33 protein-coding genes are annotated in these 26,682 nt (G+C 30.8%); all 33 read right to left on the bottom strand.

Going from position 1 to position 26,682, the window contains the following annotated elements:
* Positions 1-5 precede the first annotated feature (5 nt).
* The 33 genes from EK368_RS01900 to EK368_RS01750 all read right to left on the bottom strand — a co-directional run bounded on the left by EK368_RS01900 (position 6) and on the right by EK368_RS01750 (position 26,606).
* Positions 6-935 carry a hypothetical protein gene (locus EK368_RS01900; RefSeq protein WP_129596042.1) on the bottom strand — a complete coding sequence of 310 codons (930 nt, stop codon included), beginning with the start codon at positions 933-935 and terminating at the stop codon, positions 6-8.
* A gap of 29 nt (positions 936-964) precedes the next feature.
* Positions 965-1,195: a hypothetical protein gene (locus EK368_RS01895; RefSeq protein ID WP_202976408.1), complete on the bottom strand. Its 231-nt coding sequence runs from the start codon at positions 1,193-1,195 to the stop codon at positions 965-967.
* A 17-nt stretch (positions 1,196-1,212) separates the two neighbouring features.
* Complete coding sequence (locus tag EK368_RS01890) at positions 1,213-2,454, bottom strand: hypothetical protein (RefSeq protein ID WP_129596041.1); 1,242 nt, start codon at positions 2,452-2,454, stop codon at positions 1,213-1,215.
* Between the two features lie 7 nt (positions 2,455-2,461).
* Complete coding sequence (locus EK368_RS01885; RefSeq protein WP_129596040.1) at positions 2,462-3,673, bottom strand: hypothetical protein; 1,212 nt, start codon at positions 3,671-3,673, stop codon at positions 2,462-2,464.
* A gap of 13 nt (positions 3,674-3,686) precedes the next feature.
* Entirely contained in the window at positions 3,687-4,061 is a 375-nt protein-coding gene (locus EK368_RS01880; RefSeq protein WP_129596039.1) for a hypothetical protein, read from the bottom strand.
* Positions 4,062-4,069: 8 nt separating this feature from the next.
* The gene (locus EK368_RS01875) at positions 4,070-5,722 is read right to left on the bottom strand and encodes a C40 family peptidase (RefSeq protein ID WP_129596038.1); all 1,653 of its coding nucleotides are present in this window, start codon (positions 5,720-5,722) and stop codon (positions 4,070-4,072) included.
* Between the two features lie 9 nt (positions 5,723-5,731).
* Positions 5,732-6,547: a hypothetical protein gene (locus EK368_RS01870; protein WP_129596037.1), complete on the bottom strand. Its 816-nt coding sequence runs from the start codon at positions 6,545-6,547 to the stop codon at positions 5,732-5,734.
* 44 nt (positions 6,548-6,591) lie between these two features.
* Entirely contained in the window at positions 6,592-7,248 is a 657-nt protein-coding gene (locus tag EK368_RS01865) for a hypothetical protein (protein ID WP_129596036.1), read from the bottom strand.
* A gap of 83 nt (positions 7,249-7,331) precedes the next feature.
* The gene (locus EK368_RS01860; RefSeq protein ID WP_129596035.1) at positions 7,332-9,866 is read right to left on the bottom strand and encodes a phage tail tape measure protein; all 2,535 of its coding nucleotides are present in this window, start codon (positions 9,864-9,866) and stop codon (positions 7,332-7,334) included.
* Between the two features lie 5 nt (positions 9,867-9,871).
* The gene (locus EK368_RS01855) at positions 9,872-10,159 is read right to left on the bottom strand and encodes a hypothetical protein (protein WP_129596034.1); all 288 of its coding nucleotides are present in this window, start codon (positions 10,157-10,159) and stop codon (positions 9,872-9,874) included.
* Positions 10,160-10,176: 17 nt separating this feature from the next.
* Complete coding sequence (locus tag EK368_RS01850; protein ID WP_129596033.1) at positions 10,177-10,590, bottom strand: hypothetical protein; 414 nt, start codon at positions 10,588-10,590, stop codon at positions 10,177-10,179.
* The gene (locus EK368_RS01845; protein WP_129596032.1) at positions 10,565-10,819 is read right to left on the bottom strand and encodes a hypothetical protein; all 255 of its coding nucleotides are present in this window, start codon (positions 10,817-10,819) and stop codon (positions 10,565-10,567) included. Before EK368_RS01845 ends, EK368_RS01850 begins: the two co-directional genes overlap by 26 nt.
* Positions 10,820-10,821: 2 nt before the next feature.
* Entirely contained in the window at positions 10,822-11,646 is an 825-nt protein-coding gene (locus EK368_RS01840; RefSeq protein ID WP_129596031.1) for an Ig-like domain-containing protein, read from the bottom strand.
* A complete protein-coding gene (locus tag EK368_RS01835) occupies positions 11,646-11,900 on the bottom strand; it encodes a hypothetical protein (protein WP_129596030.1) in 255 nt (84 codons plus the stop codon). Before EK368_RS01835 ends, EK368_RS01840 begins: the two co-directional genes overlap by 1 nt.
* A gap of 11 nt (positions 11,901-11,911) precedes the next feature.
* Positions 11,912-12,427 (bottom strand): hypothetical protein, encoded by a 516-nt coding sequence (locus EK368_RS01830; RefSeq protein ID WP_129596029.1) that lies wholly within the window; start codon positions 12,425-12,427, stop codon positions 11,912-11,914.
* Positions 12,420-12,950: an HK97 gp10 family phage protein gene (locus EK368_RS01825; RefSeq protein ID WP_129596028.1), complete on the bottom strand. Its 531-nt coding sequence runs from the start codon at positions 12,948-12,950 to the stop codon at positions 12,420-12,422. Before EK368_RS01825 ends, EK368_RS01830 begins: the two co-directional genes overlap by 8 nt.
* 3 nt (positions 12,951-12,953) lie before the next feature.
* On the bottom strand, positions 12,954-13,262 hold the full coding sequence (locus tag EK368_RS01820; RefSeq protein ID WP_129596027.1) for a hypothetical protein: 309 nt from the start codon (positions 13,260-13,262) through the stop codon (positions 12,954-12,956).
* Between the two features lie 12 nt (positions 13,263-13,274).
* The gene (locus EK368_RS01815) at positions 13,275-13,865 is read right to left on the bottom strand and encodes a hypothetical protein (RefSeq protein ID WP_129596026.1); all 591 of its coding nucleotides are present in this window, start codon (positions 13,863-13,865) and stop codon (positions 13,275-13,277) included.
* Positions 13,866-13,939: 74 nt separating this feature from the next.
* A complete protein-coding gene (locus EK368_RS01810; protein ID WP_129596025.1) occupies positions 13,940-14,176 on the bottom strand; it encodes a hypothetical protein in 237 nt (78 codons plus the stop codon).
* Between the two features lie 13 nt (positions 14,177-14,189).
* Positions 14,190-15,143 (bottom strand): P2 family phage major capsid protein, encoded by a 954-nt coding sequence (locus tag EK368_RS01805; RefSeq protein ID WP_129596024.1) that lies wholly within the window; start codon positions 15,141-15,143, stop codon positions 14,190-14,192.
* Between the two features lie 18 nt (positions 15,144-15,161).
* Positions 15,162-16,412, bottom strand: a complete 1,251-nt coding sequence (locus EK368_RS01800) for an XkdF-like putative serine protease domain-containing protein (protein WP_129596023.1) — start codon at positions 16,410-16,412, stop codon at positions 15,162-15,164.
* 240 nt (positions 16,413-16,652) lie between these two features.
* On the bottom strand, positions 16,653-16,985 hold the full coding sequence (locus EK368_RS01795) for a hypothetical protein (RefSeq protein ID WP_129596022.1): 333 nt from the start codon (positions 16,983-16,985) through the stop codon (positions 16,653-16,655).
* Entirely contained in the window at positions 16,978-18,672 is a 1,695-nt protein-coding gene (locus EK368_RS01790) for a phage minor head protein (RefSeq protein ID WP_165000287.1), read from the bottom strand. The genes EK368_RS01795 and EK368_RS01790 overlap by 8 nt, the downstream gene beginning before the upstream one ends.
* The gene (locus tag EK368_RS01785) at positions 18,665-20,227 is read right to left on the bottom strand and encodes a phage portal protein (protein ID WP_129596020.1); all 1,563 of its coding nucleotides are present in this window, start codon (positions 20,225-20,227) and stop codon (positions 18,665-18,667) included. The genes EK368_RS01790 and EK368_RS01785 overlap by 8 nt, the downstream gene beginning before the upstream one ends.
* Positions 20,228-20,430: 203 nt before the next feature.
* Positions 20,431-21,723, bottom strand: a complete 1,293-nt coding sequence (locus tag EK368_RS01780) for a PBSX family phage terminase large subunit (RefSeq protein ID WP_129596019.1) — start codon at positions 21,721-21,723, stop codon at positions 20,431-20,433.
* On the bottom strand, positions 21,720-22,361 hold the full coding sequence (locus EK368_RS01775) for a phage terminase small subunit-related protein (RefSeq protein WP_129596018.1): 642 nt from the start codon (positions 22,359-22,361) through the stop codon (positions 21,720-21,722). The genes EK368_RS01780 and EK368_RS01775 overlap by 4 nt, the downstream gene beginning before the upstream one ends.
* 377 nt (positions 22,362-22,738) lie before the next feature.
* A complete protein-coding gene (locus EK368_RS01770) occupies positions 22,739-23,122 on the bottom strand; it encodes a DUF1492 domain-containing protein (RefSeq protein ID WP_129596017.1) in 384 nt (127 codons plus the stop codon).
* A 10-nt stretch (positions 23,123-23,132) separates the two neighbouring features.
* Positions 23,133-23,975, bottom strand: coding sequence for a tyrosine-type recombinase/integrase (locus tag EK368_RS01765; RefSeq protein WP_202976407.1), 843 nt, complete (start codon positions 23,973-23,975; stop codon positions 23,133-23,135).
* 161 nt (positions 23,976-24,136) lie between these two features.
* The gene (locus EK368_RS01760; RefSeq protein WP_129596016.1) at positions 24,137-25,060 is read right to left on the bottom strand and encodes a tyrosine-type recombinase/integrase; all 924 of its coding nucleotides are present in this window, start codon (positions 25,058-25,060) and stop codon (positions 24,137-24,139) included.
* 363 nt (positions 25,061-25,423) lie between these two features.
* The gene (locus EK368_RS14760) at positions 25,424-25,594 is read right to left on the bottom strand and encodes a hypothetical protein (protein ID WP_165000286.1); all 171 of its coding nucleotides are present in this window, start codon (positions 25,592-25,594) and stop codon (positions 25,424-25,426) included.
* A 79-nt stretch (positions 25,595-25,673) separates the two neighbouring features.
* Positions 25,674-25,844: a hypothetical protein gene (locus tag EK368_RS14755; RefSeq protein WP_165000285.1), complete on the bottom strand. Its 171-nt coding sequence runs from the start codon at positions 25,842-25,844 to the stop codon at positions 25,674-25,676.
* 18 nt (positions 25,845-25,862) lie between these two features.
* Positions 25,863-26,231 (bottom strand): single-stranded DNA-binding protein, encoded by a 369-nt coding sequence (locus EK368_RS01755; protein ID WP_129596015.1) that lies wholly within the window; start codon positions 26,229-26,231, stop codon positions 25,863-25,865.
* A 93-nt stretch (positions 26,232-26,324) separates the two neighbouring features.
* The gene (locus EK368_RS01750) at positions 26,325-26,606 is read right to left on the bottom strand and encodes a nucleotide modification associated domain-containing protein (RefSeq protein ID WP_129596014.1); all 282 of its coding nucleotides are present in this window, start codon (positions 26,604-26,606) and stop codon (positions 26,325-26,327) included.
* Positions 26,607-26,682: the final 76 nt, after the last annotated feature.

Below are 26,682 nucleotides of genomic sequence, written 5' to 3'. Positions count from 1 at the left end.
CTTCTTTAGCTTTTTCTTATAGCTATTCCATATAACACATTAGGACCATTATTTAAAAAGTTATATGGAGCATTTATATTAAACATTTTATAAACTTTTTCTTCTTTAGTTCCTTTATCTTGTATGAGTTCGTCTAAATGAAAAATAGCAGAACGATCTCCTACTAAAACATTTTGAAGCTTTCCTCTTTCCCTATCATATGCGTGTATAACTGTTACTTCTGAAAAGTGGTATTTATGAGTCCATGCACTTCCTGAAATAAAGTTTTTATCCATCCATGGATTGGATGTATGAAAACCAGGATAATGTGCTTGATAAGGAGTACCTGTCCTAGTTCCGACTAATGCAATATCAGTAACTGCTGATGCTGTTCTATTTCCGTAATCTTTTGGAAATGTTGGGGGAGCATCACTACTTACCGTTAATCCGAAGTTATAATCTGTATCTTCATCTGCTCCTTCATAACCTTCAAGGGCGCCAATGTATGCATAGGAAATCAAATAATTGTTATAAGGAGCTTCATCTGGCGAAGGATCTCCTTGTATTACAATGTTAATAAAATCACTCGAAAAAGAGATCCAGTATTGAACAGGTAACCATTCTCCTAAATATAACTCGTTATTTTCCCTATACCATGCAAATCGAGCAGGATTACTTTTTTTATTCTCTGCTAAATCATCTTTTTCATCATTCATCCCTGTGCCTATTTGCATCAATACATAATTCATAGAATCAGTAGGCCTTTGTATTTTTAAATAAAACTCTTTATTAAAAGATGTTTTTGTTTTTATTATAGCTGTGTTTTCTACTTCTGATATATTTTTAGGATATACAAGTTCCCATTTATTTTCTGCTGTGTTTGTTAGATCTGTGGTTACAGCTTTTACAAACTCGCTTACTTTCGTTGTTCCTTCTACCCAATTAAATCTGCTCATAATATACCTCCTGCCACTTTATTTTTAACCTATTGATTGAAAATCTTACGGTAATCTGTTTCTTCATCTATCGGTTCATATTTAATGCCACGATCTCCTTCTACATGTTGTAAATGACTAAGCTCTCCTGTTAGAATTTTTTCAGGGATATTGTCAGGAAAAGCCATGCATATTTTTTTATGCTTATGTTCACCTCTTATTTTATGTTTACAAAACATACAAGGAATATAAAAAATTAGACTTTTACCATCTTTCCACATGACCTATCGCTCCTTTATTAAGTTAGTTCATTGGGTCTAAAACCATTGTTTACATTATATTTATTTCTAAGAGTCGGATGATCATATCCTTGTGTCCCATTGCGTTTTTCTCTTAATGTATATACAGCAAAATATTCTGCAACAAATTCAATTGGATACCAATATGTAGCATATGTAGAAATTTGTTGAGAAATTATAGATTCCAGTGTAGGGGTTAGTTGAGGTGATTTTTCAACCCCATATCCGTCAGGGTCATATTGTGTTAGCTCTATCCAGCGGTCTATGGAAACATTATTAAAATGGCAATAATGCCCCACTTCATGGTATATAGTAGCAAACTTATGTCCTGAAGCGTTAAAGCCTGATAAAAAAGATTGTTCCCACATCTTAGTTGATTTCTGTACTGTATAGTGTGTATTAACTCCAATAATCATTTTGTAATTATTTTGTGATGTTGGTGGCTGAAAATAACCTCCCACATATCCGTTATTTTCTGGGGCTTTTTCATATAATACAAATACCAATTCATATTCAGAATTTTGTACTATATCCCTAACAGATGGATATTCCCTGAATAATTGATGTGTACCTTCATTAATATGATTTGCCCACTCCAAGCTAATTTCATAATTTCTAGGAACAATCCCTAAGCAATTTCTTGCAAAATCAATAGCTTCCTGTACAGTTGAAGCTTTTTCAAACTCACGTTTACAGATATTCTCATCCTCATCGTCTGGCTCTGGCTCTGATGGTTCTTCTATTGGTGGATCAACATTATTTTCTTCAAATAATTTAACAAATTCTATATCTACCCACATGAGCTTGCTATTCCCTGAATGGTTATGATGTATAATTGTAATAGTAGTATTCGCAGGGAAATAGTATACTGCATGAAAATGTTTATATTCTCCCAGTTCTTTTGTATATACGTGATCAAATAATACGCTTCCGTTTATCAGAACACTCAAATTATCTTCTGCTTTCCAAGCACTTTGTGAATAAGTTATCCCTGTTAACATTACATTTTCACTAAATGTATATTCAAGAATAAAATCGTTGACTATTGCTGGAATACTTTTACTCATAGATTTTATAGATTGTATGCCTTTCTTCTTTGATAAATTTTGTTTTAAAAGATCTATGATTGCATCAAGTTTACCTTCTAAGTAATCCTTAAAATCTTCCATATTTGCATTCACTTCTATATTAAACTTTTCAAATAATTCATCTATATTTATAATATATTTTGCAAAACCCACTTACACATCACCTACTTTGCGGGAACTCGCCTGCTCCATCCAAAATTATATCTTTTTGTATTATCTTTTGGTTATTCAAATCTATATCACACACCCAAATTCCTTTATGATTATTTAATACATCTTTCGAAATCTCAAAGGATGTTCGGACTTCATCATCTTTTTCTATTTCAAGCAATGCATCTTCTCTTAATGTTTTTCCATTAAAATTAATAATTTGTATAGAAGCAATATGAGAATTTAAGCCTTGAATAGTTACAATTTCTGGCTCTTTTTCAAAACCATTTTCACCATGTGACCTATAATCATAATCTAACCACATCCTATTTTCTTCATCTTTAACATATTTTTTATGTGTGTAATCAACTTTCTTAGTTACATCATGATCAATAAAACAATGCATATCTATATCTGTGCTTGTATTGTCTTCCCATCTTAACGTGATCTTCCAATCATAATCATGGTCAATTTCATTTTCTTGTTTCTTTTCATAGTAAAATTCAACAACTCTAATAGGTCGATCTGCTGTTAAAGTAATAATTCGTTCATAAGGTTGTTTTTTTATATAACCTTGAAAATCTCTTGTGTTTTGTATGATGTGAGTTCCTAAAGGTTTAGACACTGTTTCCTCTAAAAGAACTATATAATCTGTATTTCTTTCATTTGGAGCTAAATATTTTATGATAATACTGCCATTGTCAATTGGAAATTTTGTTGCAAGATATTCAAAGTCTACCCATACACACTTTTCTCTGTTTGATACATTATGCATAACTAATTTTATTTTTGTTCCTTTTGGAACAGGGAAAAATACATTAAAGTGCTTATGCTGCCCAAAATCTTTAGCATAAACACTATCAAACAATTGAAGTTCCTTCTCTTCCCCAATAATAAAAAGATCCCAATTATCTTGGCATCTAAAATCAGACTGAGAATAGGTTACTCCTGTCAAAAGAATATCTTCTGGAGCTGCCCATTCTACTATATAATCATTTGTATTGTTAAAAGCTTGAATTAAAAACCCCTTGATTTTCTGAATTCCTTCTAAAGGCTTGGTATTCTCTACAATTTGCTTTAAAAGCTCGATAATATCTGGAAAATACTTTTCAAGAGCTTCTTCTATCCCTTCTGTATTGATTTGAACATTATCTATTGTAAGATGATCTTGTAACAAATCAATCAATTCATCCCAATTCGTTACATATGTAGGTAGCCCCATAGTATCATTCCTTTTAACCGAATTTTTCTACCTTTCCATTTTCGTTTCTTTTTATTTCTTTTACCAACTCTTCTCCGTCTGGATATACTACTTTAATTTTTTCTACTTTCCCATGATTATCCCTTATGAGTTCTTCCATCCAAATGATTGGATCTGCCTCTTCATCCTCTAAGAGTATATCTACATTTCCATAGACAACCTTTTTTACTCTTTTGTCCTCATCTCGAATAATATATACCGGCTCATCTGGAAGATTATCGTCTTGATAAAATGACCCATTCAGAGTATATCCTGAATCTTCTCCATCAGAATTTAAACCTATCATTTTTTTTTCTTGAAAATATTGATTGACTACATATTCTATAGGATCTCTAAAATCTTGAATCATGTTGTCACCTACAATCCTGGTACTCTACCAAAATACATTTTCCCTTTCCTATAGTGTAGAGCACTAATTTTCACCTTTGCATTTCTTTGTCTTGCTCTTACTTTTGAAGTGACACTACTGTCGCCACCCCCTGCATGAATAATTTTCCCATTTCCTATATACAATGCTACATGACTCACTCTTCCATTATTATTCGTATAGAAGACTAAATCCCCTTTCATTAGACTCTTTTCATCTATTTCTTTTGCCCATGACTTCATGTCTTGTGCAACCTTATATCGATCTATAAGCCCAAATTTATTAAGGACTACATACACAAAATGAGAACAATCAAACCCATAGTGCCTTTTATTATGAGCAACATTTCCTCCCCATTGATAAGGGGTATCTATCCATTTCATAGCCTCGTCTACAATTTCATCTCTTTGATGCATTGTTACGGTTTTGCCACTAGCATTACTATCATCTAAAGCTCCGTAATCTCCTTCTGCTTCAACAGCGATATGCCCATTGATTCCAGTTACAAATTCAAGATCAACCATATCAAAATAACCAGATGTAGAAAATGTAGTTCGAATACCTGTAATCATATATTTAGATGTAGCACCAGATGTAAGCATTTCACTTTTAACCAAATCTCCTATGTCCATAGATGGATTCCCAACTACTGCGACTGTAATACGTCTTAATTTCCTTCTCATGCCAATAAAAAAAGCATCTGCTACCATTAGCTTCTGCTCGTTAGTTTCAGCCCATGGGACATCTATACCCATAGATATTTTTTCTCCATTACAATACTCTATTAAAAAAGGATCTTCATAAGCCTTCCAGCTGCTTTTAGACTTTACAATAATTCTATTTCTTAATATAGAAGGATCTATTTTATAATTTCCCTGAGTTAGATTTACATAGTCAGAAAACTCCCAATGATGGATATCATGTTGACTATAAATTTCTTGTTTTTTCACCTGTATATTTCCGAATCTATCTGCAATAATTCTGTGTCCCATACTATCTAGGATCTTCTCTATAGCATCTTTAAAAGTAACTCCTAATTCAAATTCTACCTTATTAATAGAATAGTCATATCCTTCGATTTCTATGGCATCATATATTATTGTCTCTATTCCTGCTCTTTTGCATAAATCCACCACAATATTCATAGCTGTTTCATTTGTATAGACAAGACTACGAGAAGTAACAGGATCTATAGGCTTTAGAAGCTTTCTAAAGTTGTTCTTTCCAGTAAAATCGAGAGAAGAATTATCTTCTATAATATCTACACTTTGAATCTGGCCTGTAAACAGCCTTACAAGTTCTTCTCCATATCCTAAATAAGCTTCTAAGCAATTAAAAGGTATTAAAGTATTAGTATATCCACTAGGTGGTAGCTCCTGGACTCCTTTAAACTTATTTAAATGCCAATAATCTGGAGAGTAGTATCCATTAACATTTGATATCTTGATTTTGATTTCATCAGCAGCCATGTTCCATCTTCTATCTATATCGATAGATACAACCTCTGGAAGTTTTATTGGAAAATTCTCATATCCTCCTGTATTATTTTTTCTTCTTACAATAACTTTAGAATTAGGATATCTATCCCCAATCTGCAAGTGATCTGCTAGATATTCTAATAATTCAATTGTTAATCCATACATAAAATCACCCTAACAAAATCCCATGCCAGCCTTTTGAGCTGCAAGCATAGTTAAATTTATTGTATATAAAGAATCCATAGCTATACTCTTAGGATCAATTTTTGATGGAAATGATCCACGATAACATGATCCAAATTCATCAATATAATAAAAGATTTCATTAGAATGGATAATGAAATCTTGGAACTGGATAGGCTCAAACAAAGCCGTAAATTCAATCTCTGTGTCTGCTTGGCACATCTGTTGAATGCGTGTAAACCCTCTTAGTGTTTTTGTAGATGCTAAATTTGAAACTGGCTTTGCTGGATTATTTTGTATCACTATACAATCTACATCTTTTCCTTGTGTTACTAAAAAAGTATCAAAGACTCCTTTTCTCCCACTTGGATTTTTAACTATATATTCAAATTTGAATTTGTGTTTTCCAGGAGTCAACCCAATAGGTTGACATCTTTGCCATGGAGAAGGTCCTTCTATACTCATTTTTAATACCCCATCTATATAAAAATTCAACTTATTGATTTCTTCTTTTTCATCTGGATTCTGTACATAATGTTCGAATACAACCTCTCCATAGTTTGATAACTCTATTTCTTTTTCTATACTTCCTGGGGCATAACATCCTGCACTATTTAAAGCCAGTCCTCCAGTAAGTCCAGATGATTGATCTGCATTGGTATCTATAGTCATCTTATGCCATGCTGCTCCTGTATCTCCTATCCATCCATCTAAATTATTATCAAAAGTATCTTTGATTATTGATTTTTGCATAGCATGAATTAATTTTACCTTTGGGTTTGTTAATATATTTGCAAATCTTTTCACTACATCACCCCATTATAAAAGAACCACTAAATTGTGGTCCTTTATTATGCTGCATATCTTTTAATACAATATTTTATAATTGTATAAACATATTCAGGCTCTTTTACTTGTATTTTATAGTATGTAGAACCATTTTGTAACCCAATGGCATTTTGATATGGCTGTAAAGCTGAAACCTTCTTTAAAGGCATTTCAAAAGGTTTTTGTGGTTGCATAAACAAAATTCTTTCATTTGTAATTAATAATCTCCCATTATAAAAATCAGTAACATGATGTGTTATAGGTGTTCTTGTCCCTGATCCTGTGCGTATACTTATTCCTTTAGCAATTCTAAAGCTTCCGCCTGAATATCCTCCAACATAACTAGTTCTTGTTGATTGCCCTAATCTTGTAGCAGGCTGTTCATAATGACATATCTCAGACCTTTTTAATAAAATATCTGTATCTACTTCAGGTAAACTTCCTTTTTTAATTTTTTCTATTTCTTCTTGTATTTTTATTTGATGTTTATCATTTTGTATTTTAGTTTTTGTACTATTTTTGATCAAAAAATATCCTGGTACTATAGTCATTAGTGGACTAATAAATAACATCACTAAATCTAAAGGTAAATCAGCTTCTCCTATAATTATATTGACTATTGCACCAACTTCAGCAAGTATACCAAATACTATCAAACTTACACCGATTACTCTTTTCATTACAATGATCCCCCTTAGATGATATCAACTCCTTTCTATTTTAAACAATATTTTACATTTTTTCAATAGAGTTAGGAAATGGCTTATCCATTTCTAGTTATGGTTTTGAGAGCTGTTTCAGATGTGTTGTTGAAGATATCTAATAAAGGCATAACCTCTCTTTGAATTTTTTCTCGCCCTTTTTCTCCAGTATCTTCAAGAGTTAAGTACATTGTGAGATTAGGTGCTACTATAGCCGTTTTACTTAAAGTATTCTTAGCATTATTAATTGCATAATCATATTTAGTTAAAGCTTTTAGCTCTGACGGCTTATTAAACTCTCCAACCATTTTATTAATTCCGCCTTTTATATCTTCTGTAATCTTGGCTATCTTAGTGAGTACTCTATTTCGAGCTGACTCAACTATATTTTTATCTTTCCCACTACTTCTATTTTCAAGCCTTAACAATTCAGATGCTGTTTGTTTTAAAGCTTCAATCATTTTTTCTTTATTGAATTTTACTCCAGCATCATCATCTTTACTATTTGCAAGCTCCGCTCTACTTTCATATAAATCTACTTTATCACTATATTTGTCTGTAATTTTCCTAATTACTTTTTCAATAGTATTAGAATTTCCATTACTACTGGCTCCAGATTCAGAATCCATTAATTTTTTTATTTGTTTATCATCAAGGTTCTTAAGTTTGTCCATTTCTGCTTTTAGTTTTTTCTGTTCTTTTTCCAATTCTGTTTCTTCTTTTGATTTCTTATTGTTTTTTATATCAATTGGAGTATTGTTTACATCTACTATAGCATCTTTTGTTTTTTTTAGCTCTTTACGTATTTCTTCTAAGGATTTTTTAGACATTTCTGATACCCTTTTAAACTTTTCTCCCATACCTGGAATTAGGGATATAAAGTTATACATCAATTGAATCACATAATTCATTCCCCATGCATAGACATATACAAAAATTAAAAAGGCTCCTTTTACTACATTAATAAAGACTATAAAAGCCTTTTTTACTATTCCAGTATGTTTATTAAGTTTATATAATGCAAGAATCAAAATACCTATAACAGTAATAATTGCTCCTATAGGATTACTAGCTATAGCAATATTTAGTAATCGTTGTGCAATAGTTGCTCCTTCAGTAGCGATAGTTTGCCCTGTTATTGCAAGAGTAAGAAGATGTACCCCTACTGAAACAGCTTCAATTATTTTCCCAGCAGTCATAGCAAATTTAAAAATCATCCACGCTTCTGCAGCAAATAAGATAGTATCTAAATGATCTGAAATAAATCCAGTGAAATTACTAATAGTAGCACTAATATCATCAATATGATTTAATAGTTCGATTCCTTTATTAATTAAATTATTATAAAGATCAGCAATATTTTGAGCTAGATTATCAAATGTTCCATCATTCTCTGCTTTATCCATAGCCTCAAACAATTTATCCATAGCTTGATCTATAGCAGGAGCCATTTTTTCTCCTATTTTTTCCATTGCGTTAGCAACTCTTTGTTTAAAAATATTAATTTTCTCTAAAGGACCAGAATTCATAGTTTCAGCCATTTTCTTAGTAGCTTCAACTCCATCATTAATAGATTTATTTACCTCGTTTTGGGCATCTTTTAATTCTTCTGTCTTGTTGTAAAGTAAATCAATAAATTTAGTTGCTTCTATTCTCCCAAAAGCTTTGGACAACTCATTCTTTTCTACCGCATCTAGTACATTCCCATATTTTCCTTTGATTTTTTCAATAATTTCCGCTGTTGAAAGCAATTGATTGTTTTGATCTACAAAAGATATTTTAAGTTTCTTAGATGCTTGCATAGCATTATTTAAAAATGATTGATACATAGTGGCAGCTTCTGATCCACTATTGGTTTGTTGCAAAAGACCTCCTACAGAAAGAATTTCATCTAGTTCTTTTCCTGCATTCTTTGCATTTGCACCTAACGTGGTAAGATAACCACTCATCTCCGAGCCTTGCGTTCTAAATCTTTGTACTGATTTTGCTATCCCTGCTGAGAACTTTTCTCCAAAGTCAAAATCACTATTATATAGATCTCTATAGATACCATAGCCTTGGGCAAATAATGTAGTCATTTCATTTGCTGTAGCCTTGGTAGCTTTTCCTGTTAATGCTGCAAGCTCTGTAAAGTCTGCAACTCCTTCATCGGTTAAGGTAGCAATCCCTGATTTAATGTCATAGGCACTTTGTATAAATTCTTCTCTTGTTGTTCCTGACCATGTACTTGAAAATTCTATAGCCTTTTGCCTAAGATACTCTAAACTCTCAGCATTATCATATCCTAAAGAAGCCATTTCTCCTAAAGCTGTTTTAGTTTTACCAAATTCGGTAACAAATGTTTTACCAAGATCTATAAACTTTTTCCCTATATATATTTTTACTATAGTTTTTAAAGTATCTTTAAATTTATTTGCTAGACCATTCATATTTTCTAGTCCTTGACTTGCTCTATTAAATCCCTGCCTGCTTCGTTCTCCTGCTCTTTCCCCTGCGTTTCCTATTTCTAGAACCTCTCTGATCCCACGATCTACATTGGTTCTAAAATTGTCCATAACAGCTTCAAAGAGTACTCTGACTCTATTATCTGAACTCATTCCAATCACCTCCTATAAGTTCTTCTATTTCTTAATTTCTCAAGCTTATCCAAATCTCCAATTTCTTCATCTATCTCTTTATCATGTTCAATACTATCTAGTTTTTCATATAACTCTTGGGGATTCTCAGCATGATGAATCAATAGAAGAATCTTATATTCAGCAATTTTTTCTCTCATCGTTATTTCATTCCTAGCTTTAATAAGTTGGGTAAATTTAATAATTTCTATAATAGAAAGATCATCTATATCTTTAGGGGACCACTTATATTCTTGTGCTAGGATATCTTCCACTCCATAGATCAGAGCTTCTAAACATTCGGTACTGTTTCTATAAACTGTTGCTCCGTCTTTAGATTGTTTACTGGATTTCCTTGACTGATCTGTAAAAATTGTTGAAAAAAATCCTTTACTTTCTCCGTTTCAACTCCATTAATCTTTAGAATTTCTTTTGTAATTTCTACTATTTCAAGTACATCCATTTCATCTATTTCATCTTCTTTAATATCTGTAAACTGAAGAATATATCCTGCAATAAAATCTATATTTTCTGTAATAAATACTGGAAGATTTGCCATAAAATCTTCATTTGTATTCTTTTTATCAAAAAAATTGAATACTTCATCAATCTTTTCTCCAATAGTACTTACCATGCTTTTTAATTCTTTAAGTTTTAAACTTCTAATTATAATTTCTTTGTTATTGATTGTAATAGTTCTTTTCATCTTTATCACACTCCATTTTCATTGTAATCATGTCTACTAGTTTATAGATTTGACATTCTGTAGCTTGTATATCTTTTGTAGTCAATACATTTTTCACAATAGAATAAGCAATACTTCTCGCCCTAAATCCTATAAAGGCAGAAATATTGCTTTTTTTAAATTCTTCCATCAAAGTATGCTCATTTTCATAAAAAAACTGTGCTAATTCTTGCGTGTTCTCAAACTTCATCGTTAATTCTCCACTACTAATGTAGTTGAATTTGAATAGCCAACATACTCAGCTCTTATAACCACTGTTCCTGACTTTATAGCACTTGCTACTGCTTTATCTCCACTTGTTCTAATAGTTGCTATCTCTTCATCTGCACTAATCCACTTGCACTTTTTTGTTACATCTTGTGTAGTGCCATCTTCAAACATAGCATTTGCTTTAAAATCTATTGTTTTGCTTACTTGTAATTCTGGATTAGATGGAGTAATCCAAAACTTTACCACTCTTTTTTCTCCTACTGTTTGAATATCTTCACCTATACGGAATAATTGATCTCCTTCGGGTCTAAAATCATCATAATATCCTGTATATTTACACGGAATCACCCATTCATCATCTAGCTTGTAAGCAAGTTCTAAGCCTGCTTTATTCCCTGCTCTGTAAATAATTACATCTTTTGATAAATCCCCTGGTCCTGCTGATATAGGATGAATTACTAATTTCCCTGAGTGATGTGTAAGCCTTAATCCTGGTCTTCTTCCAAAGGTAACAGCTTTCACATGATCTCCTTCTTTTTCAGGAGATGCTGTAGGCATAACACTTGTCATTTTTTCTAAAGATGTATCTAAAAGATGAAATTCTACTGTAACTGTTTCCCCTATCCCTACATCATCTAGTGGAGTTTTCCCTGTTTGGTCTGATGTAAGGGTATGATACTCTGCTTCATATTTAAGAGTCACTCCTCCCTTAGTCAGCCCAAGATAAATAGGAATATCTTCTCCTTCAGGAAGAAAGGTCATATCTGCAACACCTATATTAATACTCTCTGATAATCTCTCTCCCATTACTCATTTTCTCCCTTCTTAGCTTTTGCTTTTTCTTCAATTGCTTTTCTTTTTTGCATGGAAGTTGTTTCTAGCTTTTGAAAATTTTTTGCCTCATTCATATCAGAAATTTCATATGCAAGTTTTGTTTTAATATATGCGTCTGCAATATTAATAGGCATTTCTACAATTGCACCATTTTTAAAAATTTTATCTTCGTAAGTAATACTATCTCTAGGGGATAGTCCTTTAAATATTATTTTTTTTGTTTCCAACTTAATCACTCCTATCTTCTAAAGGTTCTAAAGCCTATCACATAACTTATTTTCCCTATACTAGCAGGAATCTTTAGACTTCTAAAAAATTCATTTTCTATGTTCTCAAAACTAATCTTAGTAATGCTGCTACTAAGAATTAAACCGCCTACTTCTTTTTCACTTTTTTCTATCATAAAATTTTCTAATGTTTTATGATTCATCAATACATTTGCAATGCTTTCAATATTATTTCTTGCCTCTGATGGCACGTCATTAAAAGATTCAAAAGTATATGGATAAATATAATAAATACTAAAATAGTATGGATAATACTGTATCTCTAAAGCTTCATTTGCCATGACAGGGTCTACTTCTTCTATACTTATAATAATTGCTGGTAGATACTTCTCTAATTCTTCTGGTGGTGGAAGTATACCGAAGTCCCCTGTATTAATATTTTTTGCAGCATCTCCAGGTATTTCTCTATCTAATATTTCTTGTATCTTATCTGCAATTTTATTTGAATAAAAATAGTTCTTAATCATTGATTAGTTGCCTCATTTCTTGTAAGAATTTTTCTTTGTTTTCTTCATAAGGCTTACTAAAGAATTTAGTTGGTGCTACTGTTACCCTAAGCCCCCCTTTTGCAGGATCCACATAAGCTCCTGTATCAAACATTCTATACACTCCATCTACCTTGATAATTACATCATGTCTTAAAGCCCATTGAAGCAGAGTAGGAGCAACTCTAAAGGGAACAAAATGTTTCACTATATCATCCCCTTCATGTTCTGCTCCTTCATGTATGAAACGTGCGTACTTTGTTCCTGCTTTTACCCAACCTTGAATTTTATTTGTATACACTAAAAGAGAAGGCTTAATTGAATTGATCAGCCTTCCCGTATCACGATAGCCATAATCATTTATAATTTGTTTTGCCTCTCTAGACACAATGTTTGTGTATTTTTCTATGATTCTCTTTGCTCCTTCAATCTGTCTTTGTCCATATCTTTCTTCTAGCCTTCTTAAAGTATCTATATCAATCTCTATACTGATTCTATCATCCATATTTTAAATCCTTTTCTTTTCAATAGTGTACTTTGTATGATGAAATGTATTCATGCCTCGCACTATATATCCATCATCTGTAATGGTAAATTTCTCACCTGTGTTTATCTCTTCAATTACATCACCATTTACTAAGTCTATTTCTTTCTCAAAAAGAATTTTTTCATTTTTAATTATCCTACAAGGAACATTTTTCATATCAGGGACTTCACTATTAGCCATTTTATTTTTTGATGTTCTATTTGAAAAAGTTCTATTCAATTTGTATATGTTGACCTTGTCCATAAGTCCATCTATAAACCCAAAAGGCATCTTCTCACATCCTTATAATAGACAAGCATGAATCTTATTATTTTCTTTATACATAATAGATATTTCTCTATCTTCTTGATATATTAAAAGCCTAGATAAAATATCTTCTTTTGTTTTTAACTTGTCCGAATCCTCTCTAGTATATGAGTAATCCTCCCAAGACTGTGACTTCATATTACCTGTCATATCTTTTTCGCTTTCTTCTAATATAAGTAGTTCTATTATTACATCCTTGACCGTCTCTGGCACCTCATCATAGCCATATTGATATTCAATTTTTACATTCTTTCTTCTTCGTTTATAGTTAATAGGCTCATCTATTTCAATTAAATTTGAATCTTTTTCTACATAAAAATCTTGATCCTCTATAATGATTTCATCATTAATACGTAAACTATCTACTTGTAATAATGGTCTTTTTCTAACTATTATCTTTTCTCTTAAATCAGTTTTATAAGTATCTATAGTAGGTTTGAATTTTGTGTTACAATATTCATCAACCATCTTTGAAATAGAAGAAAGTCTGTCCTCAATGTGTTCTTTTGGTAGACTTTCTAATATCTTAATATTTCTCTTTTTCACTTCATCATAAGAGACATACATCTTAATCACCATCTTTTTCTATTTTCATTTTAGGATGACATTTATTCCATAGGGATGACATAGACATATCTTCTTTATTCTTCGGTAGCTGAAGCTCCAGTTTCTTCTGAAGTTCCTCCGCCTTTCTTAGTGCTTGATGGTTGTTCATTTTCTTTCACTTCCTCAAAACAGCCATATTTTAAAACAATAGATGCTAGATCTGCATCCATTTCCTTTACTTTGTTCTTTTTAGTAAATCGAACATCCCCTACTGTATAAGAATAACTCTCTCCTATATACCTTACAATCTTTTCTTTGCTTTTAGCAGCCATTTTTTTATTCCTCCTATGCTAAGGGTCCTCTATTAATTAAAATACCTGTGGCATCTATCTCTGTTATTACAAAATCTGCTCCTAGATGTGTTGCATAAAATCTTTTATCTTCATAAACAGCTTCTTTACCTTCTGTAGTCTTTCTATGTTTAATATCCTTTGTATATACAATTACTAGATTTTCTGGCTCTGCATAAAGAATTACATCATCTGGCATATTTGGTACTGTCTCAAATCCTGTCCCCAGTATTTCAATTCTTTCTCCTTTTGTAATAGCAATATCTCCTAGGGCTGTAGGTCTTTCACTTAGATACTCAGAAAGATCTGTATAAGTATCATCTGAACATATCCAACGAAATTTAGGATTTCTATATTTTTTAGGAACAGCTCTTCTTAACGAATAAAAATATTTCTTCCCAAATTTTCCTCCATTAATTGTGGCTCCATCTACCACATGCCCTTTTTTCTTGATTTGCTTAATATATCCATCATTTAATTTTAAAAACTCATAATCAAGATCACTACTTGATGTATCTTCATCTCCGTTAAATGCTAAATCTAAGAGATCTACTTGAATTTGACTAGCTATTTTCCCCATAAAATGATCCTCAAAATTTTCTCTCTCTATATTTTCTTCCAGCCAATCTTCTGTCATAAAAGTACCTAATTTCATTTTTTCTACTTGATATGGAACATCACCAATAACAGGAATAACTTCATTCCCTGAAATAGTATCTTTCCCTTCTGCTTTTCCTCTAAGTAATCTACTTCCTACTCCTAATTTAGAAATAGTTCCACTAATACGATCCTTTTTTTCATATCTTAGCTTCTTTAAAAACTCTGAACTATCCATAATCATATCTATAAATTTCTCTGATTGTGCTGGATTTAAGAGTCCACTAGCTCCATAATTCCCTTGTGTGTGAATTCCTGCCTTTTTAATGATTTCTGTATTCGTAATTGTCATATTATCTCCTCCTACAAATTATATTTGTATCCCTGAAAATACTGAGTTTGATTTTTGAACAGTATCTACTTCATCTATTTGTTTTGAAATTCCTCTAGTCTTTTCTACTTTCTCAAGTCTACTTTCAATAGACACCATCGCTTCCTTGATGACCTCTGTTAAATCTTCTTTGGTGATCTTGTCATTCTCTACTCCATCAACTTGTTGTGATGTACTAGATTCTCCTTTTTCAATTTTATCTAACCTCTCATTTATTGGTGTCATCGCTTCCTTGATAATACTTGCTATATCTTCTTTTTTCACTTCATCTTCCTCCTCACTATTTTCTGTATCTTCATTTTCTTCAACTTCTTGTACTAGATTTTGTAATGATGTAATAGCATTTTTAATACTTGTCATCCTACTCGCAGATATCTTTTTTCCTGCTTTCTCTACAGGCTCTCCAAAAAAGTCCTCATCTGCTTTTGTAATTTGAGTTCCAACATTTTTAATTTTATTTTTCATATATATTCCAAACTCATCTATTGCTTTATTTAATGCAGGCTGTTTTTCTTTGATATCTTGTGAATTTAAAATATCTCTCATAGTTGATCTTAAGGTATCATTTACTCTCCACATCCCTTCTGTTACATCATTTACAGCCATTCTGTCTGCAAAGGATACTGTTGTTTTGTTTTCCTTTTGAATAGAATCACCAGCAAAAAAAGATTTCAAGACATTAAAAAAGCCCTTCATCTCTTCTGATTCAGGGTTTTCTTCATTTGATTTTTTTACTTTTGCTGGTTCCTGGTTATGCTCTATCTTCTTTCCTACACCACCCATACTATATCCTTTTATGTTTCCTTTTTTTACATCTTCCCAAAGCTTGTCATCATTTACTTTAGTAGTCATAACCCACGTACCTTTTTTAATTGAAGTATCTCCTATCTTTGTATCTCCTTTTGTTACAAAGGATTCAACTACAGAAACATTCTCATTATTGAAAGTATGATTCTTATCAATATTTCTATAGTCCTCCATAAATTTATGAGCAGCTTTTTCTATTGCATCTGCTTTCATGAATTCATTTTGAGAATCTACAGTATCTGGTTCATAGACTATTCCAGTCACCAATTTTTTATCATCCTGTACTTTTAGTATAGGAGTTTCCTTTTCTAGTGTTGGCTCCTGATCATCTGACTTCATGATAAGAAAGTCTTTTCCATTTGCTCCTTTTTTAACAAAAGATACATGTGTAATCTTAGCATCCACTATTTCCCTTAACTTCATTTTTACTTCCTCCTTTCTAAATTTTAAACATAAAAAAATGCATATTATTCATAAAAAATACTAGTTTTACACGATTTTTTATGTTTTATTTATGCATTTTCATTGTATTAATTTACATATATAGCATTTTCAACAGCTCTGTTCATTATTGAATGTTACAAAAGTAAGTTTGTGTTGCATTCAAAAGTTTTTTTATGAAATATAAAAACCTCATACTTATTTTAAAAAGTATAAGGTTTCTTATTCTTCATCTTCAACACCAATTAATATCTCCATTTGTTCTACTGCTTCATTTACATCTTCATCTTTTATTTTATCAGCTACTTTTCTCATTCTCTCTGCAAAGGTCTTAGTATAAAATTTCAAAAATATATCTTCTAGATTATCTGCAAATTCTTCTAGTTCTTTGGATGTAAACTTATCTATGTTGTTCTCTATAAACTCAAGTGTTTCTTCTTCGTTTCTACCAAAAAACTCCACAAGTTTATCTCTCTTATCCATAAATGCAAGACTTTCACGAGGGGTACTAATTATGTCATTCAGATCATCTTTTATTTTTTGAAAATCAATCATATAATTTGTCTCCTTTCTTTTCTAAATGGCTTTGAACCTTGCTTGGGAATATAGTTTCAATTTCACCCGTTTCTTTATTTTGAAAAATTGCTACTTCAACATCATTGAACACAGCATGTTTATATGCCCCATTATTAGAATTCCAAAATTGATTCTTATCCTTAATATTTGCCACATACATTCCTGCTACTTTTATTTTATCATCATCCCACTCTTTAGGGAACCATGTTTGACCATTATTTTTCTTTTTTGCTTTTTCTTTATGTCCTAATACATTTCCCACTCTTACACCATTACTATATGTTTTATATTCGTAAGTATAATTGTCTAGAAGCTTTTGAACATCTATTTTTTTGCTTCTAGAACCATTCTCTAAAATATCTTTATACATTTCCTCATATTTTTTTCTCAGTTTATCCAGATATTCTATATTTTTTTGAGAATGTCCACCTTTTTTCATCTTCCCGCCACCCTGAAGTGGGTTTTTAGGATTTGTAAAATCTGCAAAATCTTTTTCCTGTGCTGTTCCTTTGGTTCTTCCTCTTGTTGAATGTTCCATACAATCATTATTTATAAATAGAATATCCTTTGTATCAATCTCTCTATACTTTTTTGTAAAGTCTTGTTCTTTTAATAAATGTGCATCAAATAACTGTCTTTTGGTCTTTCCACCTAGATAATTTTCTCTAAAATCTCTATCTTGTCTTCTTAGCCAGTTAGACTTTCCTACATCTTTATCGTCATAAGGAGTATTACTTTTAGTGCTTTCTCCTTTAAAAATAGGAAACATAGTACATCTACACTTCACTATTTCTTTTGCATTTGCTCCTAGTGATCCATCTCCTGGATGCATCAACCTTGACATGCCCACTATAAATGGTTCTTCTAGTTTTCTCTTTTGTCCATTCGCTGATTGATGAGTAGGTCGAGTTCTACGGTCTCCAGTAGCACTCCACTCCTTGCCTATGATATCTGGATTTTTACTCCATGCCATTAGATCTGCATTGTTACATGAAGCTATTATTTCAGTCCTCGCTATCGCTTCTGCTCTGTCATATCCAAACTCTGTAGACCGTTGTATATCCCTAGCAATATCATAAGTACTTGTCCCTGCTTCAAAGCCATCCACTAATATTCTTTTTATTTCATTTTCTGTGGACTCTTTTACTTGCTTGGCCCAATGAATTTTTTTATTTTTAAGATAATCTCTAGTTGCAAGATCAAACTCATTAAAATCAAATTTCATTCCCATAGAACTTAGTACTGTTTCAACTGCAGCAGGAATAGTCCCTGCAACGATTAAATCATCATAAGTCTTTTCTAATTCATTTTGAAAGTCTTTTTCAAGTTCTATCAATTCATCTTTAATATCATCTACTACAACATGATTAAATCTTTCATCAAGATAGTCCTCAGCTCTGTATTTGCCTTTTTTAATGTTTTTTTTATCTTCTTTAATGTATATTACCTTTTTGGTATTAAAAAGCTTTATATAAGCATTTTGGTGTTTCTTAAATAGGTCCTCTAGTTGCTTAGTAAATTTTACTATATCAACTACTGCTATATCATTCCATGTTTTATCTTTAAGATCTTTTAAATACCTTTTTGTTCTAATAGTTGATATATGATCTTTTGTCTTATTTATGGCATTAAAAAAGATGCTCAATGCTTTCTTTTTTTTATTCATCTGCATCAGCACCTATTTTCTTTATGACCTCTAACATTTCATTTAACTTTTCTATGTAATCTAATTCAGATTTTTCTATTTTCTCTATTGTATTTTCAATTTGTCCTTCATCATTTTTTTGCATATATTTTTGTTTTACAATTTCAAAAGGCAGGTTCCCTATTTCATCTGGAAGTGGTTCTATTGATTTGTTTAATAATTCCCCTAGTTTGTCTATCAACATATTAGGAGTAACCGCTCCTGCTTGTATAAATGGTTCTAGAGCTTTTGCAAGTTCCGTCATGTTGCTAAGTTGTGGACCTTTTAAATACATTACCACTAAACCTATTCCTCGTTCATTGTTAATAACAGTATTAAACATACTTGCTATTGCATCTCTTTCAGGAGTAAAAATCTGCTCTTCCGCTATTATTCTAGCCACATCTGCTGTGCTTTGTGTATAGTCTGTACTCTGGCCTGTATAGATAGGTGGTAATCTAAAAGAATCTCGTATTCGCTCTTTATTATTCTTTTGGTATTCCTGGAATAAACCATCTTTATTATTTGTATCTGCTAATTTTTCAATTTTAGTTGATACCTTATTTTTATTTTCACTTACAACTGTTGGATCTTCTTCTTCAAATGGAGCAGTTTCTAAAAGTAGAAGTTTATATGCATTATTAATGCCCTTTCCTTCTCTCAAGGCATCAATACTACTTTCCGTAAGCTGTCCTCCATCTACTATAATTGCAGCAGGAAGTATAGTTCCTGTTTCAAAATACATATAGTTTAGCACTTCGGCTGCTCGTGATCCTAATGCAGATACTAAGGTTCCAATCCATCTAGGTACTCCATAATCTGAATAAGAAGAATGAATAGGGAAATATATTAATTCTGTTGCTAGATTATCTGGCAATATATCTTCGCCATATTCTCCTGATTCGCAATCCATAGATCTTGGATCTCCAAATTCTTTAAAATACACTTTTTTTCCATTCACAAGTTGGACAAATTTCTTGAACTTCCTATGCATTGTAACTTCTTCATATTCTCCCTCTTCATTCATTTGCAATTGACTCATCTCTACGAATTTATTATTTGATTGAGCTATTCTAATATTTACAGCCCTACAGTATTCAAATTGAACTACTTCTCCCGAGAGATTTCTTAAAACTTCAATAGTACCCCATCCAATAGACTCTCTATCTATAAGCATCTTTTCTAATACTTTTTTAAAGTCTTCTGTTGGATTGCAATATTTATATAATCTTTTCAAGACTTCCCATTCTTTGTCTGCTGCTTTCTTTTTTGATTCATCTGCTTTATCATAGTCAAAGTCCTCTTTATACTTGATCCCATGACCAAATAATGCAATATTCGTAGCCATAGCATTAATCAATTGTTTTAAATCTGGGCTTTCATCAATGATGGATAAAAGCTTTTCAGGGGAATACGGTGGTTTTTTGATATCTGTAAGGTTTGAAAAATCTTCTAGTTGTCTGCTTCCTTGTGGTATCTTTTCTTCTGCCTTTTGAATCAGTTCTATACATTGAGCCTTTCCTTTTTTTCTCACCATCTCTACTTTCCCTTTCTTCTTAGAATGTAACAAAACTATTAATTGTGTAACATTCGACTTTTTATATGAAATTCACTATTTTCAACACTTCTATTGATTTTTTAATTTTATGATCTCTGTAAATAACCATTTATGCATAAATTTTCGTATAAATATACTCTTTTACTTGAATTATACATAGTTTATACATGATTTTGTTATAGCTATTTTTTTCTATTTCCTTGTGGCCTTTTCTTACTCTTTTCTTTTACATCTGCAACTTCATATCCATCTAATGCATACCAGATCGAACTCAGTGTGTGTGGATCGATATTAAATTCATCATAAATTAAATTGCCTAGTTTATCTTTTTTATAAGTTAAGTTTTTCAACTCTCTTATAGTATTTCTGCATTCATCGGAGCAGATGATTTTCTTAAACCTCTTAACTTTTTTTGTGTTTTGTAACCTAGAACCTGGGTATTTTTTAGCTCCAATCATTTTAAAACCTTGTTGTTGATAGTATCTGATTGTCTTAGGTTCGGCACTATCTGCTCTTATTAACTCTTTTGATATTTTAAATTCTTCTATTTCTTCTACCGTTTTATCATCTGTCATTTGATTCTTGTAATACTCCCAGTAAATATAGAGTATTTTTTTATTATCATCTATAGCAATTCTTACAATAGCATTGAAAGAATCTTCAAACCCAAAGTCCATCCCAACTCTTAAGAACCTTTGTGGTATTTCTCCAACTTTATTCAATACCTCATCATGTGGCTTTGTTTCAAACTGTGGAAGTACTTTGGTTCCATTTACACCAAATCTTCCTTTCCTTGCTATTCTATATAAATCAATATCATATGTTTTTAGGTCTTCTAATTGTTCTATATAACTTACAGGTAAAAATAAATTATCATCAGCAGTTGAGTGATGATAATATGTATTATTTTTTATTACTATTCTTTTGTTATATAATTCTTTATCATCAAAAATAAAGATCTCCTTATCTTCATCCTTGAAGAAATGCTTATAAATCCAATTATCTTCTCCTACTGGGTTAGTAGATAGAATAAAATGTAGTGGTAATGTAGGATGCCTTAACCTACCTAATAACTCTTTATAGCCTTCATATTTAACCTCTGAACACTCTTCTACCCATACTATAGTTACACCATTAATAGATTTTAATTTTGCAGGATTATCCATTCCTTTGAATATAATTTTTGATCCATTAGGGAACCTTATCTGCATTGGTGAGGTTACAAGCTTTATTCTATTGTCTAATTCAAGATCAATAATAATTTCCTCAAATAGAGAATAACAACTATCTCTTATCGTGTCATATACTTCTCTAACTACTAAAGCAGTTCTTTTTTCTTTAAGCAGCTTCAATAGTATCTTTAAAGCTACATGATAGCTTTTAGATGATCCATAACCCCCAACTAAAAAATAAATTTTATAATCCCAGTCAAACACAAAATCTTCAAAGTGGGGATTCACTTCTTTTTCTATCATTTATCTTCACCTTTTCGCTTAATTACAATTTCTATTTGCTTATCAGGTTCTGTACCTTTGAGTTTCTCTCTAACAATTTTCAATTTTTCTCTTTCTAATTTTATATTTTGAAGATTTTTTTCAATCTGGTTTACTACCTGTAGTGCTTTATTGATTGCATCTTCATAGAAGTCATCTTTTAACTTATATGCTCTTGTACTGCCTGATCTTGTTATTGCAGTACCTTTTAATGTTTGCTCTTGCTGTTGTTCCAATAATTTTGCTAGTTTGTACCGAGCAACTTGTAAATCATTCTCTAAACCAGCAATCTTTCCAGCTAACTCAAACAATTCCTGATCTTCTTCTGATAACTTTTCATATATAATTTTTTCATATAAACCATGTTTTCTAGCATTCTTATTCCCCGATGGTGCTCCTCCGTTATTTCCTTTAGCATTTGTATTCCCAAACGGAGCTCCATGTTTACCAAAGTTTTTCCACTTAATCTCCCATTGATCAAGACTTTTCCATTTTCTAACCTTAGAAGGCTGAATATTTAAGATCTCTGCAATGTCTTTTGGTTTTTTTTCTTCTCCTTCTACTTTCCCTTGAAACCAAAGTTCAAAAGCCTTATCACGATCTAGGCTTCTACTACTCAAAAATATCCACCTCCCTTATTCATTATTCAATTTTAATAATCATATACAATATAAGTTGAATTATATTATATATGATTACTAAAATTATTAGACAGATCTTCGCACACTCCGCTCCCTAAATTGCTCTAAAATTTAGATCATGGCGTAACCCTACATGTATTATGGTGTGGCTCCTTGTCCAAGTATGTTTTTGTAAAATAAAAAAGCAGCCCTCCTATATAGGCTGCTTTCTCCTAGAGCATAAACCATATTCAGTTGTATTTTCTGCATCTCTCATACGGAGTGCATCTTACTATTATTATACTAAAACCTTCTTTTTCTGTCCTGTTTTTAGTTCGTGGATTGTTCGCATTTTGTTTTTATTTTGTTCAAGCTCTTTATTTTATATATCCAAAAGCTGTTGCAAATTTGTAAAATGTATTTTTTCTAAGTTTATAATATTTAGTTTTGCAAATGTTCATTTCTGCCATAACATCATCTACATCAATACTTTCAAAATATCTGAGTTGTATCAATTTTTTTTCATCTTTGGGTAGTAAATCATATACTTTTTCTATTAATGTAATTCTTTGTTTTATGTATTCTTCATATTCGGCTGTATCTTCTACTGTTGAATTTACTGTATAATCTTGACCACTTGCCATATTATATATTGATGGAGAACCTAATCCTCCAGTTTCTACTCTCAAAATCCAAAATGGATATTTTATTAATATGTTTTCTATTTTTTCAATTATTGATCTATCTATTTTTTTACTCATATAATCACTCCTATAGTTTATTCATTTTCTCTTTCATCTTCTCAACAGAAGGATTTGTATATAAAAGTGTTGTGTGTATGTTGGTATGACCGGCTAGATTAGCAACTTCATGTATACTAAATCCATTTTCCAATGCATTTGTACAAAAGAAATGCCTCAAAGTATGTGGTGTCATATTATTTGAATATTTTTTAAACATTCTATTTATAACAGTTCTATCTAATTTATTTCCTTTTTGGCTCATAAAAAGATATTTTCCTTTTTCATCACGAATTTTTAAATATTCTTTAATTACATTTACAACTTTATCATTCATATATACAATCCTTTGTTTTTCCCCTTTTCCACTTCTAATAATAATCTCTCTACTTACTAAATTAAAATCATCTATTTTTATATTTAGTGTCTCAGAGATTCTTAATCCTGCATATGCCATAATTGTGACAATAGCATAATTTCTCTTTCCTTCACTTTCTAATACGTGCTGTCTAAATTGTTCTACATCTTTTTTAGTAATAGAAGTAGGATTCGCTATTACAGTTTGAATTTTTATAGTATCTTTTTTAGAGATCACTATATCTTCTTGTATGTTAATTTCTTGTAAGAATTCATTAAATTTTATAAGTGCTGCTATTTTTACATTAAGTGTCTTAGCACTTTGTTTCTTTATATTTTTTAAATAACTTTTATACTCTAAAACATTTTCTCTATACAATCTTGTGAATTTTATTGAATATGTCTCCGAAAACCATTTTAAAAAACCATTAATATGAATCAAGTAACTTTTTATAGTATTCTTACTTTTTCCTTCTTTTTCTAGATAAGCTTCAAATTTATTAATTATATTTTTCATTTTTACATCTCCCTATATTACATAATTAATTTATGTTGCATAATATAAAAACATTGTATTTTTAACTTATGTTGTGTTTTATAGGATAATTATATACTACGTTTCGATATAATGCAATATAAGAAATATTATGTTGTATTATTTTTAGGGAGATATTTTTTTTATTTTACACTTCTTAAATCACATTCATATGTTTGAAAAACATTTTCTAAAGTATTTTGTACATCTTGTACAGTCTCATTTAAATATCTAGTAGTAGTATTTATGCTTACATGTCCCAAATGCCGTTGAATGAAAGTTAATGGACAATTATTATCTTTTAAAGTCTTTCCACATAAATGTCTAAATTTATGCGGTGTAACTTTATGTGGTTTAGAGCTCTCAGTATCCACCTCGGCCATAATAGCATACTTTCTTATAATTCCATAAACAGCTTGTCTTGTAAGATTACCTTGTTTACCAATAAATAATTTATTTTGATCTTTTTTAAAATTTATATTTTGATTTTTCGGTTTGTACTTGGATCTATGTTTAAGATAATCATCCCAAACTTTTCGCATTAGATCTGTTACTATAACTTCTCTCCATATCTTACCTTTGCCTTGGATTGATATTACTTCTTTTTTTGTATCACTTATTTCTAGTTGTAGCATTTCAGTGATCCTTAATCCTAGATATAAGAGTGTATAAAAAATTGCTACTGCTCTAAAGTCTTTTTGTTTCTTTGCTACAATTACCATTTTCTTAAAATCTATCTGTGAAAATTGATAGTCTGTATATCCTTTTTGATAAATCTTGATATGTGGTATTTTTATATGTATTTGAATTTGATATCCTTCGTTTAGATGCAAAACAAAAGCATTAATACTTGTAATCTTCCGATTAACTGTTTTTGGTGATAGTCCTTGTTCCTCGCTTTCTAAATACTCTATAAAATCTAACACATCATTTTCTTCTATCTCTACCACAGGCTTATCAATATAATTTAAAAATTGTCTTATATCTCTAACATACGATTCAATTGTATTTTTCTCTCTTCTCTTTTTTCGTAAGCTCATTTTAAAACTTGTTATAAATTTTTCCAAATTCACACCTTCTTTGTGTTAATTTATAAAAATGCATAGTTTTGAAATTTTATTCTTTTTTCAAAGAAAATGATAGGTTTGTGGAACGTATTTTCCATATTTTGGATATTGTTTTTTTAGATAGCTTTGTCCGTTACAAGTCTTGTAAATACTTTGTTGTATGGATTTTATTCTTGTTTTTCCTATTCTTGAAACTTAACAGAAGATAGACTATGTTAACTTTCTTTTTATTTGCTTTATCTCTAGTCTTATTGCTTATTAGAGTCCTTTTTACTTCTCTGATAATTTCTTTAAAAAGCCTTTTAAAAAACTATCTTTAAATCGTTCCACTCTAAAAAGCTACTTCGTTATTTTTTTATCAAGCTATCCCCATTTAATTTGTCTATAAGCTGCCTTAATTTTTTTATGTGCATCATGCCTCATACAATTTTTTATACTGATTTCATTTCCTTTATTTTCTTCTTCAATTAATTTCTTTGTAATTTTGTACAAGTTTTCTTTACTGTCATTCCTTAACAAATCATTTAATTTCATATTCCCCTCCTTAAATAAAAAAGGACATCAAAAGAAGAAATGATTTCTTCCATGATGTCCGCTCTATGTAGAGTAAGACTTAATATACTTTTTTTCTATTTCTTACTGTAAAATCCATCTGTAAATTACCTTGATGATTACTAATCTCCATATTGATATGCTCTAATTTTTCTTGTGTTTCTGCTATGTCTAATACAGATTTTATAAATTCCTTTATTTGATCCTCTAATGCAATTCTTTTCTTGCTCATTGTTTACCCCCTATTTATTTAAAATGGAATATCATCATCATCTATTTCTTGAAATCCATCTTCTGGATTTTCTTGTTTTGGTTTTGAGTCTAAAAATTTCACTCTCTCAGCTACAACTTCTATTGAATAATGTTTTACTCCATCTTTTTCATAGTTGTTATTTTGCAATCTTCCTTGTACTGCTACTTGGCTACCTTTATATAAATAATTAGCTGCATTCTCTCCTGTTTTACCCCAAGAGACAATCCTAAAAAAATCAGCTTCATTATCTTTTGCAAATAGTCTATTTACTGCTAAATTAAATGTACATACTGCTTTTCCACTTCCAGCAGTAAATCTTAACTCAGGATCTTTTGTAAGTCTTCCAATAAGTATTACTTGATTCATGAATTTCTTCCCCTTTTGCTCCTATAGCACCAGGTATACTATAGGAGCCTATGTATTTATGTGGTGTGAGTTTTTTATTTTTTATTCCTGGAATTATTTTTTACTATCTATCATTTTATCTAGTTCAATTATTGTCATTGCACTATAATTTGCTAGATCTATAAGAGTATCTCTGATACTTTCATCTTTTACCTCAGCTTCACTCTTAATTAATTTCTTGAATCTCTGTAGCTTATCCTCAATTCTTATTGCTGCCATTACTAGTCCATATTCTTTAAATGTTTTTCCAAAGCTGTCTCCATAGTCTTTGTTTTTTCTTTCATATAACTCGTACATTTCTTTTGTTATGTTTGAAAATTTATCTAATTTGCTCATATGTATTCCTCCACAAACCTTATATTTAACGATTGTTAATTTTTTCTGATTTTTCTTCAATGATTTTTAAAAAATC

Origin of the sequence: Anaerophilus nitritigenes, from assembly GCF_004138215.1 — a bacterium.
GTDB lineage: Bacteria > Bacillota > Clostridia > Peptostreptococcales > Thermotaleaceae > Anaerophilus > Anaerophilus nitritogenes.
Note: the sequence above shows the minus strand (reverse complement) of the source record. Positions and strands in the feature narration are given on the sequence as shown.